The 15,542-nt window shown below is 69.8% G+C and carries 13 protein-coding genes and 1 pseudogene; 3 read left to right on the top strand and 11 right to left on the bottom strand.

The window, feature by feature from the left end:
• Positions 1-12 precede the first annotated feature (12 nt).
• Genes nuoE through C8D81_RS14310 form a run of 6 tightly spaced genes read right to left on the bottom strand, consistent with a single transcriptional unit; the run spans position 13 to position 5,221 of the window.
• Positions 13-753 (bottom strand): NADH-quinone oxidoreductase subunit NuoE, encoded by a 741-nt coding sequence (gene nuoE / locus C8D81_RS14335; protein ID WP_094405098.1) that lies wholly within the window; start codon positions 751-753, stop codon positions 13-15.
• Entirely contained in the window at positions 753-2,132 is a 1,380-nt protein-coding gene (locus C8D81_RS14330; RefSeq protein ID WP_094359496.1) for an NADH-quinone oxidoreductase subunit D, read from the bottom strand. Before C8D81_RS14330 ends, nuoE begins: the two co-directional genes overlap by 1 nt.
• Positions 2,132-2,887 carry an NADH-quinone oxidoreductase subunit C gene (locus C8D81_RS14325; protein WP_094404027.1) on the bottom strand — a complete coding sequence of 252 codons (756 nt, stop codon included), beginning with the start codon at positions 2,885-2,887 and terminating at the stop codon, positions 2,132-2,134. Before C8D81_RS14325 ends, C8D81_RS14330 begins: the two co-directional genes overlap by 1 nt.
• Positions 2,884-3,447 (bottom strand): NuoB/complex I 20 kDa subunit family protein, encoded by a 564-nt coding sequence (locus C8D81_RS14320; RefSeq protein WP_094404026.1) that lies wholly within the window; start codon positions 3,445-3,447, stop codon positions 2,884-2,886. The genes C8D81_RS14325 and C8D81_RS14320 overlap by 4 nt, the downstream gene beginning before the upstream one ends.
• A gap of 34 nt (positions 3,448-3,481) precedes the next feature.
• Positions 3,482-3,847 (bottom strand): NADH-quinone oxidoreductase subunit A, encoded by a 366-nt coding sequence (locus tag C8D81_RS14315; protein ID WP_267489543.1) that lies wholly within the window; start codon positions 3,845-3,847, stop codon positions 3,482-3,484.
• A 45-nt stretch (positions 3,848-3,892) separates the two neighbouring features.
• Positions 3,893-5,221 (bottom strand): geranylgeranyl reductase family protein, encoded by a 1,329-nt coding sequence (locus C8D81_RS14310; RefSeq protein ID WP_094359490.1) that lies wholly within the window; start codon positions 5,219-5,221, stop codon positions 3,893-3,895.
• A gap of 211 nt (positions 5,222-5,432) precedes the next feature.
• On the opposite strand from C8D81_RS14310, the gene C8D81_RS14305 reads away from it, so the two are divergent.
• Positions 5,433-6,707, top strand: coding sequence for an isochorismate synthase (locus C8D81_RS14305; RefSeq protein WP_094405097.1), 1,275 nt, complete (start codon positions 5,433-5,435; stop codon positions 6,705-6,707).
• A 111-nt stretch (positions 6,708-6,818) separates the two neighbouring features.
• Here C8D81_RS14305 and C8D81_RS14300 read toward each other — a convergent pair whose 3' ends face one another.
• The 5 genes and pseudogenes from C8D81_RS14300 to C8D81_RS14280 all read right to left on the bottom strand — a co-directional run.
• Positions 6,819-7,505, bottom strand: coding sequence for a GTP pyrophosphokinase (locus C8D81_RS14300; protein WP_094359486.1), 687 nt, complete (start codon positions 7,503-7,505; stop codon positions 6,819-6,821).
• Between the two features lie 62 nt (positions 7,506-7,567).
• Positions 7,568-9,208 (bottom strand): dihydroxyacetone kinase family protein, encoded by a 1,641-nt coding sequence (locus tag C8D81_RS14295; RefSeq protein WP_094405096.1) that lies wholly within the window; start codon positions 9,206-9,208, stop codon positions 7,568-7,570.
• Between the two features lie 70 nt (positions 9,209-9,278).
• Entirely contained in the window at positions 9,279-10,214 is a 936-nt protein-coding gene (locus C8D81_RS14290) for a LysR family transcriptional regulator (protein WP_094359482.1), read from the bottom strand.
• A gap of 29 nt (positions 10,215-10,243) precedes the next feature.
• Positions 10,244-11,899 (bottom strand): DUF6297 family protein, encoded by a 1,656-nt coding sequence (locus C8D81_RS14285; protein ID WP_094405095.1) that lies wholly within the window; start codon positions 11,897-11,899, stop codon positions 10,244-10,246.
• 146 nt (positions 11,900-12,045) lie between these two features.
• Positions 12,046-12,693, bottom strand: a pseudogene (locus C8D81_RS14280) (ABC transporter ATP-binding protein); the annotation flags it as partial.
• 91 nt (positions 12,694-12,784) lie between these two features.
• On the opposite strand from C8D81_RS14280, the gene C8D81_RS14275 reads away from it, so the two are divergent.
• Together C8D81_RS14275 and C8D81_RS14270 are read left to right on the top strand one after the other, a co-directional pair.
• Positions 12,785-13,486, top strand: a complete 702-nt coding sequence (locus tag C8D81_RS14275) for a demethylmenaquinone methyltransferase (protein WP_094432739.1) — start codon at positions 12,785-12,787, stop codon at positions 13,484-13,486.
• A gap of 1 nt (position 13,487) precedes the next feature.
• Positions 13,488-15,215, top strand: coding sequence for a TM0106 family RecB-like putative nuclease (locus C8D81_RS14270; RefSeq protein ID WP_133626293.1), 1,728 nt, complete (start codon positions 13,488-13,490; stop codon positions 15,213-15,215).
• Positions 15,216-15,542 lie beyond the last annotated feature (327 nt).

The raw sequence follows: 15,542 nt of genomic DNA, 5'->3' as shown, positions 1-15,542 counted from the left end.
CCGAGTCGGGGCTCACTTGTCATCCTCCTTGACCGGGACCTTCGGGAGGTCGTTCGGATCGGGCGCGTGCCAGTTGTGCTCCCGCGCGATCTTCAATCCCAGCAGGGATTCCGGACCGGCGGCGGGTCCCTCGTCGGCGAGCCCGTCGGGGAAGCCGGCCAGCACCCGCTCGGCCTCGCGCCAGCTGGTGATGGTGGCACCGCGGTCGGCGACCACGGTCTCATCGGCGATCAGCGCGTCGACGATCTCGATCGCCTTCTGCGGGGTGACGTTGTCGAAGAACTCCCAGTTGACCATCATCACCGGCGCGAAATCGCAGGCCGCGTTGCACTCCAGGTGCTCCAGGGTGATCTGGCCGTCGGGGGTGGTCTCGTCGTTGCCGACGCCCAGGTGCCGCTGCAGGGTGGCGAACACGTGGTCCCCTCCCATCACCGCGCAGAGCGCGGTGGTGCAGACGCCGACGGCATGCTTGCCGACCGGCTTGCGCTTGTACATCGTGTAGAAGGTGGCCACCCCGGACACCTCGGCGGGGGTGATGCCGAGCACCTCGGCGCAGACCTCGATACCGCGCGGGCTGACCCGCCCGTCCACCGACTGCACCAGGTGCAGTGCCGGCAGCAGCGCCGAGCGCGGCTGCGGGTAGCGGGCCGCGATCTGGCGGATCTCCTCGATCGTCTGCTCGGTGATGTTGCTCTGCTCGTTGCCGAAGTCGATGCCACCGGAGTTGTCGAAGTGGGTCTTGAAGCCGGACATCAGCGGTCCACCCCTCCCATGACGGGGTCGATGGAGGCGACGGCCACCACGACGTCGGACATCAGCGAACCCTCGCAGAGCGCGGGAACGGCCTGCAGGTTGTTGAAGCTGGGGTCGCGGAAGTGCGCCCGCCAGGGCCGGGTGCCGCCGTCGGAGACCAGGTGTGCACCGATCTCACCCTTCGGCGACTCCATCGGCACGTACGCCTGCCCCGGCGGCACCTGGAAGCCCTCGGTGACCAGCTTGAAGTGGTGGATCAGCGCCTCCATGGACTGGCCCATGATGTGCTTGATGTGCTCGTTGGAGTTGCCGATGCCGTCGGAACCGACCGACAGCTGCGCCGGCCAGGCGATCTTCGGATCGGCGACCATCACCGAGGCGCCCTCCATCTTCTCCAGCCGCTCCACGCACTGCTCGGCGATGTGCAGGCTCTGCCACATCTCGGCCTGGCGGACGAAGAACTTGCCGAGCGCGTCGCAGGTGTCCTCGGTGGGCACCTCGAAGTCGTAGGTCTCGTAGTCCCAGTAGGGCTGGTTCTTGCGCAGGTCGAAGTCGTAACCGGTGGAGCGCAGCATCGGGCCGGTGATCCCCAGCGCCAGGCAGGCAGAGGCGTCCAGATAGCCGACACCCTTGAGCCGACCCAGGAAGATCGGGTTGGCGTTGCAGAACTCCTTGTATTCCACCAGGTGCTTCTTGAGCCAGGCGATGGCCTCCTTGACCTTGTCCAGCTCCTTGGGGCCGATGTCGTTGGCGACACCGCCCGGGCGGAAGTACGCGTGGTTCATCCGCAGCCCCGTGACCGCCTCGAAGGCGTCCAGGATCATCTCCCGGTCCCGGAAGCCGATCGTCATCACCGTCAGCGCGCCGATCTCCATGCCGCCGGTGCCGATGCAGACCAGGTGCGACCCGATCCGGTTCAGCTCACTGAGCAGCACCCGGATGACCTTGGCCTTCTCCGGGATCTCGTCCTCGATGCCGAGCAGCCGCTCGATCGAGGCGACGTAGGCACCCTCCTGATAGAAGGGCGTCAGGTAGTCCATCCGGGTGCAGAAGGTCACGCCCTGGGTCCAGGTGCGGTATTCCATGTTCTTCTCGATGCCGGTGTGCAGATAGCCGATGCCGCACCGGGCGGTCTGGATGGTCTCGCCCTCCATCTCCAGGATCAGCCGGAGCACGCCGTGGGTGGAAGGGTGCTGCGGGCCCATGTTGACCACCAGCAGCTCATCGCCGCGCTCGGCCTGGGCGGAGACGATCTGGTCCCAGTCCTGGCCGGCCGCGGTGTAGACGGTGCCCTCGGCCTCGGCACCCGGAACGCCGTAGAGATCCGGCTGGTCATCCACCCGGTGCTCCGGGGGACGCGAGGTGTGCTGGGTGCTCATCAGTAGCTCCTGCGCTGATCGGGCGGCGGAATGGTGGCGCCCTTGTACTCCACCGGTACGCCGCCGAGCGGATAGTCCTTGCGCTGCGGGTGACCCGGCCAGTCGTCCGGCATCAGGATCCGGGTGAGGGCCGGGTGGCCGTCGTAGATGATCCCGAACATGTCCCAGGTCTCGCGCTCGTGCCAGTCGGCGGCCGGGTAGATCGCGACGACCGAGGGCAGGTGCGGGTGCGCCTCGGAGCAGCTCGCCTCCAGCCGCAACCGACGATTGTGGGTGAGCGACTGCAGGTGGTAGACCGAGTGCAGCTCGTGACCGGTGTCGGAGGGGTAGTGCACCCCGGACACCGAGGCGCAGTGCTCGAAGCGCAGCCGGGCATCGTCGCGGAGCGCCTGGGCCAGCTCCGGCAGCTTCGCACCGTCGACGTAGAGGGTCAGCTCGCCGCGGTGCACCACGACCTCGCGTACACCCCCGGGAACCAGCTGCTCGATCCGGTCGACGACCTCGTCGAACCAGCCGCCGTAGGGGCGGGCCGACGGACCGGGCTGCTCGACGGTACGCACCATCCGGCCGTAACCGGAGGTGTCACCGGACCCGGCGCCCCACATGCCGTGCTTGACCTCGACCGGACGGCCCTCGACCACCCCGGCCTGGCTGCCGGACTGCTCGACATCGGTGCTCGCCGGCGCGTTGCCGCTCTCGGCACCCGGCTGGTCGCGCGGGTCCGGTGCGGCACCCTCGGGCTTGTTGTCGCTCAACGCAGCAGCCCCTTCATCTCGTGGGTCGCCGGCGCCTCGAGGGCGGCCTGCTCCTGCTCGGCGATCTCGGCGATCTCGTGCGGACCCATCTTGGTGTGCGCGACCTTCTGGCCCTTCAGCTTGAACATCGCATCGATCAGCATCTCCGGCCGCGGCGGGCAGCCCGGCACGTAGATGTCGACCGGCACGATGTGGTCGACACCCTGGACCACCGCGTAGTTGTTGAACATGCCACCGGAGGAGGCGCAGACGCCCATCGCCAGCACCCACTTCGGGTTCGGCATCTGGTCGTAGATCTCGCGCACGATCGGCGCCATCTTCTGGCTCACCCGGCCGGCGACGATCATCAGGTCGGCCTGCCGCGGCGAGGGGCGGAACACCTCCTGACCCCAGCGGGACGCGTCGTAGCGCGGCGCACCGTAGGTCATCATCTCGATCGCACAGCAGGCCAACCCGAAGGTGACCGGCCAGAACGACGCCTGCCGCATCCAGCCGACCAGGCCCTCGACCGTGGTCAGCGCGATGCCCGCAGGAAGCTTGTCCTCAAGCCCACCAGCCATGTTCAGTTCCCTCCTCGGGTCTGTGCGATGTTCATCATTCGCCCCACTCCAGGCCGCCGCGCTGGATCACGTACCAGAAGGCGAGGAAGACGGCGTCGACGAACATGATCATGATCACCAGGCCCCACCAGCCCATCCGGTCGAAGGTGACCGCCCAGGGGTAGAGGAAGACGATCTCGATGTCGAAGACGATGAAGAGCATCGCGGTGATGTAGTACTTCACCGGGAAGCGGCCACCGCCGATCGGCTGCGGGGTCGGCTGGATACCGCACTCGTAGGAGTCGTACTTCGCCCGGTTGTAGCGCTGCGGACCGATCTGCATGGTCACGACGAGGCCGCCGGCCACGAACAATGTCGCCAGGATCAACATGACCACCAGCGGCAGATAGGCGTCAGTCACCGTATCTCCCTTCCACTCTCTTGCCGATCTCCATGCGCCGGCACCTCATGCCGAGGGGGCGAGTCTGCTGAGCATGTTGATCGTGTGATCCATCGCATCGCCATCGTTGCTGTCGGTCAAGTTCGCCAGCAGTTTCAGCGTGAACTTCATCAGCGTGCGTCGCGGCAGCCCGTAACGGGTGCAGAGCTTCATCACCTCGGGATGCCCGATCAGCTTCACGAACACCCCGCCCAGGCGGTAGTACCCGCCGAGCTCGGCCTGCAGTCGCTTCGGGTACGCCTGCAGCGCGCGCTCGGCGGTGCTGGTGCCCACGCCGCGGTAGTGCGCCTCGGCCATCGCGTCGGCGGCGTACTCCCCCGCCTCCATCGCATAGGCGATGCCCTCACCGTTGAACGGGTTGACCATGCCGCCGGAGTCGCCGACCAGCAGCAGCCCGCGGTCGTAGTGCGGCACCCGGTTGAAGCCCATCGGCAGCGCAGCGCCGCGGATCTCGCAGGTGCGGTTCTCCTCGCGGAAGCCCCACTCGGCCGGCGTGTTGTCCAGCCAGCGGGTCATCAGCTCCTTGTAGTCGGTCTTGCCGAAGGCGCTGGAGGTGTTCAGGATGCCGAGACCGATGTTGCAGGTGCCGTCACCCATCCCGAAGACCCAGCCGTAACCGGGCAGCAGGTTCGATTCCTTGGGCTTGCCGTCCCACAGCTCCAGCCAGGACTCCATGTAGTCGTCGTCGTGGCGCGGGCTGTTGTAGTAGGCGCGGACCGCCACCCCCATCGGCCGGTCGTCCCGCTTGGTACGCCCCATCGCCAGCGAGAGCCGGGTCGAGTTGCCGTCGGCGGCCACCACCAGCGGCGCCCGGAACTCGCGGCCGTCCTTGCTGCGGACGCCGACGATCCGGTCGCTGCGCTCGTCCAGGATCGGCTCGGTGATGGTGGTGTTCTGGATCAGCTCCGCCCCGGAGGCGACCGCGTTGCGGGCCAGCAGGTCGTCGAAGTCCGCACGCGGGCGGACCAGCCCATAGTTGGGGAAGTCGGCCAGGTCCGGCCAGTCGAAGACGAACGGCTCCTCGCGGCCGGCATAGACGCGCAGGCCGCGGTTGTGCAGCCAGCCGTTGGCCTCGGAGGTGTCGATGCCGAGCCGGATCAGCTGCCGGGTGGCCCGCGGGGTCAGCCCGTCACCGCAGACCTTCTCGCGGGGGAACGTGGACTTCTCCACCAGCGCGACCGACAGGCCACGGCGGGCCAGATGCGTCGCGGTGGCCGATCCGGCAGGGCCGGCGCCGACGACGACGACATCGGCCTCGACACGCTCCGTGTCGCCGGAGCCGAAGCCACCTTCCAGACGGTCGGGGGAACCAACCCCATCAGGGGTCTGGGACATTCCTTCTCCTGAACTCGCCACCTACCCGTCGACAGACGACGGCGGGCTCGTGAAAACCATCACGATCGTCGTCAGTCTAGGGCAGGGGGCACCTCGGTATCCAAATGGGCCGATCGGTGGCGGATGGCACCGGAAATCCTTGCTGGGCAACGAATGACCACGGAATAACGCAATGATTTCGTGACCTATTTTATGGACGTATCCTGCCGAGGTGGCCCATTCGCACACCACCTCGACCCGTCCGCAGGTCGGACGCCGCCGCCCGCCGATCGCGGCTCGCACGATCAGCATCGCCGACCCCGGTGAGCTGTCCGCGCTGCTGCCCGGGGAACAGGATCTGGCCTGGATCCGGCGGGGTGACGGCATGGTCGGTACGGGGGTGATCGCGCGCGAGGAGTTCTCCTGCATCGCCGATGCCGACGACTGGTGGGGCCAGTTCGTCTCCGAGATCGAGCACGAGTCGGAGCTGCCCGGGGTGAGCGGGACCGGGCCGGTGGCCTTCGGGTCCTTCACCTTCGACCCGGACCACACCGAGCAGCGGGCGGTGCTGGTGGTGCCGCAGTTCGTGGTGGGGCGCCGCGACGGGCAGTGCTGGCTGACCCGGCTCGGCCCGGGTGAGATGCCCGAACCGGGCTGGCTGCCGAAGCCGAAGACCCCACCGACCTCGCCGGGTCAGATCAGCTATGCCGATGGCGCCCTGTCCGGACCGCGGTGGGAGACGGCCGTCGCGGAGGCGGTGCGCCGGATCCGGGCCGGGGAGGTGGACAAGGTGGTGCTGGCGCGGGATCTGCTGGCGCAGGCCGAGTACCCGATCGATCCGCGCTGGCTGGTCAACGGCCTGGCCCGCGACTACGAGCGCTGCTGGACCTATCTGGTGGACGGTCTGGTCGGCGCCTCACCGGAGATGCTGGTCCGGCGACAGGAGGGCCTGGTCACCTCGCGGGTGCTGGCCGGCACCATCCAGCGCACCAGCGACGAGGAGGAGGACCGGGCGCTGGCCGCGCACCTGTCGCACTCCAGCAAGGACCTGGCCGAGCACGAGTACGCCGTCGCCTCGGTGGCGAAGGCGCTGACGGCGTACTGCTCGGGGATGAACGTGCCCGACGCGCCCTATGTGCTGGAACTGCCGAATGTCTTCCACCTGGCCACCGATGTCACCGCCGTCGCCCGGCCGGGGGCCTCGTCGCTGGCCCTGGCCGCCGCCCTGCATCCCTCGGCCGCGGTCTGCGGTACGCCGACCGACGGCGCCCGCCGGATGATCCGCGAACTCGAGGGCCTGGACCGCGGCCGCTACTCCGGCCCGGTCGGCTGGGTGGATGCCGAGGGTGACGGCGAGTGGGCGATCGCGCTGCGCTGCGGCCGGATCCGCGGCAACACCGCGCAGCTGTACGCCGGCTGCGGCATCGTCGCCGACTCCGACCCCGCCGCCGAGCTCGCCGAATCGATGGCCAAGCTCGTCCCCATGCGCGACGCCCTCGAAGGTTGACCCGCTACCCCACCCACGCTCATCGAGTAGGTCGCACAGCGACCGTGTCGAGATGAGCGCAAGTGGTGGCACTCCCCGGCCGGGTCGTTCCCCACTAGGTGACCACGGCCCTCAGAACTCGTACCGGGTCTCGGGGAAGGCGCCGTGCACCTGCACGTGCAGCCGCTCCATATCGGCGTCCAACCGGGCCGCGGTCTCGGCGGCGTCGTGCAGCCCTTCGAGCAGCTCGCCGGGGACCTCGCGGTCGTACTTGTAGTAGATCTTGTGCTCCAGGCTGGCCCAGAAGTCCATCGCGATGGTGCGGAACTGGACCTCCACCGGGACCTGCAGCTGCTCCCGGGAGAAGAACACCGGCACCTCGACGATGACGTGCAGGCTGCGATACCCGTTCTCCTTGGGTTCGGCGATGTAGTCCTTGCGCTTCAGCACCGTCACATCGGGTTGCTGGACGAGCATCTCGACGACCTCGTAGACATCGCGGACGAAGGAGCAGACCACGCGTACGCCGGCGATGTCGGTGATCTGTTCGCGCATCGCCTCCAGCTGCGGCGGGCAACCGATCCGCTGCGCCTTCGCCAGCACCGACTCGGGCTTCTTCAACCGCGAGGCGACGTGCTCGATCGGGTTGTATTCGTGCATGTGCTGGAATTCCTGCTCCAGGATCCGCAGCTTGGTGCTGACCTCCTCGATCCCGGACTGGTAGCCGAGCAGGAACCGCCCCAGCCGATCTCGCTCCGCCAACAGCCGACTGATCGGGAATTCTTCGAGCAGAGCCGGGTCGAGCAAGGGTTCGGGCATGCTCCGAGACTACGACGGCGCCCGGGCGGACACCGACGTTCACCGGTGATGTGAGGGATGACTCAGGGGCGTACCCCGCAGCCCAGGAAGATCGCGATCAGCCTGGCACCGGGATCGACGACCCCGCGTCCGGCCTCGCCGACGTAGCTGCCGCGCCCGCGCCGGGCGACGAGTTCGGAGGTCTGTTCGGCGGCCCGGTCGGCGGCCTCGGCGGCGGCCCGGATCGCCTCATCGAGGGAGCCGTCGGCGTCCGCGACCCGCTGGGCGGCCTCGGCGGCCGGCACCATCGCATCGACCATCGTCTTGTCACCGACCTCGGCGCCGCCGAGTTCGCGTACCCGGTCGGCCGCGGTCCGCAGCGCCTCGGCGTACGCCCCGGGGTCGCCGCCGATGCCGCGGGCGAGGGTACGCAGCCAGAGCGCCAGCAGCGGACCGGAGGTGCCCCCGACGCCGGCGAAGGCGCGGGACAGGGCGACGAAGGCGTCACCACCGGCGCGGTAGCGGCCCAGTGCGGTACGCAGGTTGGGTCCGAAGTCGCCGTCACCGGACTGCCGGTCCAGTTCGCCGAGTTCGTCGGCACGTTCACCGGCCCGCTCGACGAAGCGGTCGATCCAGTCGGTGGCGGCCTCGCTGCCCTCCTCCTCCGCGGCGGCGGCGGTGGTCTCGTCGGCGGTGATGGTGGCGGGTTTCGGCTGCGCGGCCGGTACGCCGGCCAGTCGGGTTCCGCGCCAGTGGGCGGTCTGCACCGGAGCATCCCACCAGCGCTGCAGTTCGTCATCGAGCAGCAGCACGGTGAGCGACAGACCACGCATGTCGAGTGAGGTGACCAGGTCGTCCACGATCGCCCGGGAGACCTCGATGCCGCGCCGGTCCAGTTCGGCCAGCGCGTAGCCGGCGGCCGCGTCCAGTTCCAGTGGCGTGGTCGCGCCGAGCCCGTTGACCGCCAGCAGGACCGGTGATTCCAGCGGCAGGTCGTCGGCGAGAGTGTCCAGCATCCGGCGTACCAGTGCCTCGAGCGGTTCGGTGCGGATCCGGTCGGTACCGCGTTCGCCGTGGATGCCGACCCCGAACTCGATCTCGTCGGCACCCAGCTCGAAGGCGGGTTCGGCGGTGAAGTTGGAGCCGGCCGCCACCGCCGCGCCGACGCTGCGGGAGCGGTCCACGACCCGCTGCCCGAGCTCGGCCAGTTCGGCGAGAGGGCGGCCCTCCTCGGCGGCGGCCCCGCAGATCTTCTCGACCAGCACGGTGGCGACGGTGCCGCGCCGCCCGGGCGTACTCCCCCGCTCCGCGGACGGCACGTCGTCGTCGACGAGCACGCTCGCCACCTCGACCCCGCGGTCGCGGCACTCGTCGGCGGCCAGCGCGAAGTTGATCACGTCGCCGGTGTAGTTCTTCACGATCTGCAGTACGCCCCGGCCGGCGTCGGCGGCCAGCATCGCGGCCCGCACCTGATCGGCGGACGGGCTGGAGAAGACCTCACCGGGCACGGCGGCATCCAGCATCCCGACGCCGACGAACCCGGCGTGCAGCGGCTCGTGCCCGGACCCGCCGCCGGAGACGAGCGCGACCTTGTCGGTGGCCGGTTCGGCGCGCAGCACGAACCGCGGGTCCTCATGCAGGGCGACCAGATCGGCGTTCACCGCACAGAATCCGCGCAGCCCGTCGTTGACCGCTTCGCTGCCACTCACCAGATGCCGGGTCATCGCCGACCAACTCCTTCGTCCGATTTCCCAATCAGCCTAGGGAATCCGCCGCGCGCGGAACGAGGTGGGGTCAGCAGACGTGGATCCGCTGGCGCTGCACCTTCGGCGACTTCGTGGTGAGCTGCTTGGCCGCCTTGCGGAGCGCGGTGTGCAGGGTGACGACCTCGGGACGCTCGGCCTCGCTCTCGGGGACCAGCACCGACACCTGGCGGCGTACCCCGTTGGTGATGCCCAGCGGAACCATGCCCGGGGTCTCCTGACCGAGCACCGCGAGCGCGGGGCGCATCGCCACCCCGATTCCCTTGCTCACCATGATCTGGGTCATCTTCGGGTCGTCGGTGGACATCAGGATCTCGGGGTTGAAGCCACGTTCCCGGCAGACGGTGATCAGTTCCTGGCGGCACTTCGGGCAGCCGCCGATCCAGGTCGACTCGGCGGCCTCCTCCAGCGCCACCGCCCCGCGATCGGCCAGCGGGTGGTCGTCGGCGACCAGCAGCACGAACTCCTCGTCGAGGATCGGCAGTTCGACCTGACCGCGGCCGGTCTCGTCCTCGGGATAGGAGAAGGTGATCAGCACATCGGCCTGGCCGGAGCGCAGCAGGTCGAAGGAGGCCGGCGGTTCGGCGTCCAGCACCTTGACCCGCAGCCGCTCGTCGTCGGCGAGCATCGAGGCCACCGCCTCGGGCACCAGGGCGGCGTTCGCGGAGGGGAAGGACGCCAGCCCGAGCTCGATCAGATCGTCGCGGTTCACCGCCTCGCGGACCTGTTCGACGACGAACCGCCAGCTGGAGAGGGTCGACTCGGCGTACGACTGCAGGGTGCGGCCGGCCGCGGTCAGCTCGATCCGGCCGCCCTCACGGGTGAACAGCTGGGCGTCGAGCACCCGCTCGAGGGCCTTGATCTGCTGGCTCACCGTCGGCTGGCTGAAGTTCAGCCGCCGCGCGGCCGCGGAGATGCTGCCGGTGTGCACCACCGCGAGGAAGACCTCGAGCAACTTCGTGTCCATGATCGGATTGTCGCACGTTCGTCCAATTCCTACCGGCCCTTGGCGCGGGCCCGCTGGGCCCGGGCCTTCTCCAACTCCTTCTGCTGCTCCTCGCGCTGCTCCTGCAGCTTGTCCATGTCGAAGTTGCCCATCACGAACCAGTACGCGATCGCGGCGATCACGGTGGAGATCAGCCAGTGCCCGCCGAACGCGAGCGGGGCGGTGATCAGCAGCACCACCTCGAAACCACGGACCAGGTTGGCGAACATGCCGGTCGGCATGGCGCCGGCCTGGGTGGCGAGCATCGGTTTGCCGAAGTCGATCGGTTTGGCGGCGGTCCAGCGGGCGGCGCCGAGTACGCCGGCGACCGCGGTGACCAGCGCGGTCGGGAGGGCGTCGGTGATCTGGGTGCTGCCCACCCCGGCCAGCGCGGGCAGGGTGACGACGGACCAGATCAGCCCGGCGACCGCCGGGATCATCAGCGAGGCCCGGCGCAGCTCCTGCTCGGTGAACGGGAAGGCGCGGGCCAGGCCGAGGGTCCGGGTGAGCACCCGCAGGGTGCCCATCAGCGGGATGAGGGCGCCGAAGAGGGCCAGCGCGGAGACCATCGGGGTGAAGCTGCCGAACCCGAGCGCGACGCAGGCGTACGGCACCACGATCGAGGCGAGCACCGGCCCGAACGCGCTGGGGGTGCGCAGCAGCCGCAGCAGATCCCGGCGTACCAGGGCGCCGAGGCCCAGCCCGGAGCCCTTCCGGGGCCGCACGTGGCCGCGTTCCATCGCCCGCCGCTCGACGACGATGTCGCGGGCCAGGCCGAGGTCGAGGGCATACATCGCACCCGCCATCCCGGAGACCAGCGACCCGCCCGAGACCAGCCGGGCGCGGCGGATCCGGTTCAACCGGGTGAGCGCCAGCGCGCCGGCGAGCAGCAGCACCGCGACACCGGCCGCCGCCACCACCGCGGTCACCAGCAGCTCGCGGTCGTTGGTGATGGTCAGCGCGAACCAGCCGGCGGCGATCCCGACGACCATGATGAGCGCACCGACCGCGACCAGGGTGAGCAGCACCGTCGCGGTGCGGGTGATCCAGCCCCGCTCGAGGCCCTGTTCGGCGGCCGCGAAGGCGACCATGGCGGCCGCCGCGAGCCCGGTGGCGATCGCCCAGGCACCGATCAGCACCGGGGTGGAACCGGTCAGGGCGGCGATCAGCGCACCCGCCGCGAGGCCGACGAGCAGCGCGATGCCCAGCGCCTTGACGAACCGGCCGCGCAGCAGCCGGGACCGGTTGATCGGCGCATCGAAGATCCAGAACCCCTCGGCGGCCGAGGCCAGTACCGGCCCGAACAGCCGGGCGGTGGCGAGCGCCAGGGCGAGGACCGCGGCGAGCACCGCGAACGGCAACAGGGTCCGGGCGGACTGGCAGCTGGCGGCGGCGCAGGCGGCCGAGGTCGTCTGGACGCGCATCACCAGCGCGACGAGCATCCCGCCGAGCACCAGGACCGCGAGCACCACGACATAGCCGTCCTGGATCGCCTCGAACAGCGTCTTGGTCGCGCGGCCGCGGCGGAAGTCGTCGACCAGCCGGGACAGCGCCCGCTCGTCCACCTCATGGGTCGACCAGGTCTTCCGGGTGGCCGGGCTGGGATCGACCCGGGGATCGGGTTCGATCGCGGGATCCGGGTCGACCGTGCGGTCCGGCTCGCTCATCGCTTCTTCCGTCCGTGCGAGGGCTTCGGCTTCTGCTTGGGTTTCTGCTGCTGTTTCACCGGTTGCTTGGCACCGGCCTGGTTCGTCCCGGGCTCGGCGGGCTGCACGATCGCGTCGCCGGTCTCGGCGTCCTCGCGGAGCGGGTCACGGTCGCCGCCGAGGCGTACCACCCGGGTCGCGACCTGCTCGACCAGATGCGGTTCGTGGCTGGCGAAGACGATCGCCAATCCGTTGGCGAGCTCGGTACGCAGCCGATCGGCGAGCCAGTGCACCCCCTCGACGTCGAGCCGCTGCTCCGGTTCGTCGAGGACCAGCAGCCGGCGCGGCCGGACGAAGGCGGTGGCCAGCGCGAGCCGACGCCGCTGGCCCGAGGAGAGGGTGCCGGGCAGCTGGCCGGCCTGCGGTACCAGCTGGACCTCGTGCAGGATCTCATCGACCGCGGCGTCCGGGTCGTCGATGCCGTGCGCCCGGGCCAGCAGGTCGAGATGTTCGACCACGCTCAGGTCGGGAAAGAAGTCGAGATCGTCGATCACGGTGGCGACATTGCGCCGGATCTCCCGCGAGGTCTCCGACATCTTCTCCCCGAGCACCGTGATGCTGCCGTCGCTGGGCTTGTCGGCACCGATCAGCATGCGCAGCACGGTCGACTTGCCGGCGCCGTTGCGACCGGTCAGCGCCACCGCCTCCCCGGCCGCCACCTCAAGGTTGAAGTTGTCGACGATGGAGCTGGGACCGAAGGACTTCTTCAGCCCGCTCACCTTGAGAACGGTCTCGGGTTTGGCCATGGCTGCGATTCTCCCGCGCTTCGCCAACTGTTACCAATCGGCTCGCCCCCCCACGCTGACCGAGCGAGCGCCAGCGAGTCGAGGTCACTAGGGTGGTCGGGTGCCGAAGTCCGACTACCGCGCCACGCTCGCCAAGCGCCGCGCCGACGTGTCCGCCATGTTCGACCGGGTCGCCCAGCGCTACGACGTGATGAACGACGTGATGACGATGGGCCAGATCCGGCGGTGGCGCCGGCTGGTGCAGGAATCGATCGACCCGAAGCCCGGGCAGCGGATCCTCGATCTGGCCGCCGGCACCGGCACCTCGAGCCGCCCGCTCGCCGACGCCGGTGCACTGGTGGTGCCGACCGATCTGTCGCTGGGGATGCTCAAGGTCGGCAAGGAGCATCATCCCGATCTGCCGTTCCTGGCCGGTGACGCCCTGGCGCTGCCGTTCGCCGACGGCGTCTTCGATGCGGTGACCATCTCCTATGGCTTGCGCAATGTCGAGCACACCCTGGCCGCGCTGACCGAGATGCGCCGGGTGACCCGGCCCGGTGGCCGGTTGGTGGTGGCGGAGTTCTCCACCCCGACCGCGGCCCCGGTCCGGCTGGGTTATCAGCAGCTGGTGCTGCGGGCGCTGCCGGAGCTGGCGAAGGTCGCCTCGTCGAACCCGTCGGCGTACCACTATCTGATCGAATCGATCCGCGCCTGGCCGGATCAGCGCGGGCTGGCCGATCTGATGGTGCAGGCCGGCTGGACCCGGGTCGAGTGGCGCAATCTGTTCGGCGGCGTGGTGGCGCTGCATCGGGCGGTCGCCTGAGGTGCCCGCACCACTGGTGCTGGACGCCTGGGCGGCACAGACCTGCCCGGTGAAGACCTGGTACGCCCACAGCCCCGGTGTGGCGGCGCCCGAGCCGCGCCCGGACGAGTCGCTGCGGGAGTCCTTCGCCGGCGGGCAGTCGCTGGTCGATGAGGTCCTCGACAGCATCCTCCGGCAGGCCCGCGGCCCGGTGATCGATCTGCGGCCGCTGACCGATCGGCCAGTCGAGGAGCAGCTGGCGGCCTGCCGCGCCGCACTGGCGTCCGGACCGCTGCTGATCATCGGCGGACTGCTGCCCGGGCCCCCGAACGGTCACCGCAGTGGCCGGCCGCATCTGCTGGTCCGCGGCACGGACACCGATGACGCCCGGCCCGGCTTCCACCCGGTGCAGATCAAACGGCGCCGGCTCACCGAGCCCCGGATCGGTGACCGGTCGCCGATCCGGGTCAGCCGCCTGGCGCATCCGTCCCCGGACGCGGCGCGGGCGCTGGCGGAGCGCACGCTGAAACCGCCGCGCGACCGCGACGGATACCTGTTGCAGCTCGCGCACTACTGGCGGTTGCTGCAGTCCACCGGGTACGCCGCGCCGGAGCCGCCGCTGGCCGGGGTGATCGGCACCGACGAGTACCGGTTCGACCCCGACGGCGAGCCGGCGCATGGGATCGGCTGGATCCCGCTGGACGTACCGCTGGTGCGTACCTTCTCCCGCTCCAGCGACACCGGCTGGCGGCTGCGTACCGCCCTGGAGCGCTATGACCACGAGTTCGACTTCCGGCTGAAGGTCGCCGAGACCGCGCGGGCCGGCGGGCCACAGCTGGTGCAGCCGATCCGCAACCGGGAGTGCCAGTCCTGCGCCTGGTGGCAGCGCTGCGAACCGGTGCTCGGCGCGGACGACATCTCGGTGCGGATCGACAAGACCCCGCTCGATGTCCGCGAGATCGGCGTCCTGCGCGGGCTCGGCATCAGGACGGTGACCGAACTCGCCGCGACCGAGCTGGCGGAGCTGAAACCGCGCTATCTGCCGGAGGTGCGGCACCGCGAGGGGGCCGAGAAACGGATCGAGAACGCGCATCGCCGGGCCCGGTTGATGCTGGCCGGGGTGGAGCTGGAGCGGGTCACCACCGGTCCGATCGACGTGCCGGCGGCGGAGATCGAGGTCGATCTGGACCTGGAGACCTCCGCCGACGACCGGATCTATCTGTGGGGCTTCTGGGTGCACGACCGGCGCCCCGGGGCGGAGACGAGCGAGCCGCGGTTCGTGGAGTTCAGCGCGTGGTCCGATCTGGACGCCGACGGCGAGCAGGCGCTCGCCGTGCGCGCGCTCGGCTGGCTGCGGGAGCTGGCGGGATCGGCCGAGGTGCGGGTCTACCACTATTCGCCCTTCGAGGTGCACCACGTGCAACGGCTCGCCGCGGCCGCCCCGGACCATCCGGTGCTCGCTTGGGCGCTCGACCACACTGCCGAGTGGTGCGACCTGTTCACCGTGGTCCGGGACCACTACTTCGGTACGCGAGGGCTCGGGCTCAAGGTGGTGGCGACCCTGGGCGCCGGTTTCCGCTGGCGGGATGAGGAACCCGGCGGCCTGGCCTCGCAGGCCTGGTTCGCCGAAGCCTGTCACGGCCCCACCCCCGAGGCCCGTTCCGCCGCCCGGCAACGCGTGCTGGACTACAACGAGGACGACGTCCGCGCCACCTGGCGCCTGCGCCACTGGCTCCGCGCCCAGCCCTGACGCCCGCACGTTCATCGAGTAGCCAGCCATGCGCAGCGAAGCGGAGCAATGGCTGGCGTGTCGAGATGAACCCTACCCCTCCCGCACGTTCATCGAGTAGCCAGCCATGCGCAGCGAAGCGGAGCAATGGCTGGCGTGTCGAGATGAACCCCGTACGCCGGCTGAGCGAGCGAGGTACGAGCGAGACGAGGCCAAGCACCTCGCAGACCCGTTCGTGAAACCACCCAACGATGCGCGAAACCCCTGCTGCAGTAGGGGTTTCACGCCAGGAAGGGTGGTTTCAGCTCGTGGCACCGGTACCGACCGCCGTGGGACCGGGTTCATCTC

The sequence above is a fragment of the Enemella evansiae genome, assembly GCF_004362375.1.
Lineage (GTDB): Bacteria > Actinomycetota > Actinomycetes > Propionibacteriales > Propionibacteriaceae > Enemella > Enemella evansiae.
The sequence above is the reverse complement of the archived record's forward strand: the minus strand, read 5'-3'. Positions and strand labels throughout refer to the sequence as shown.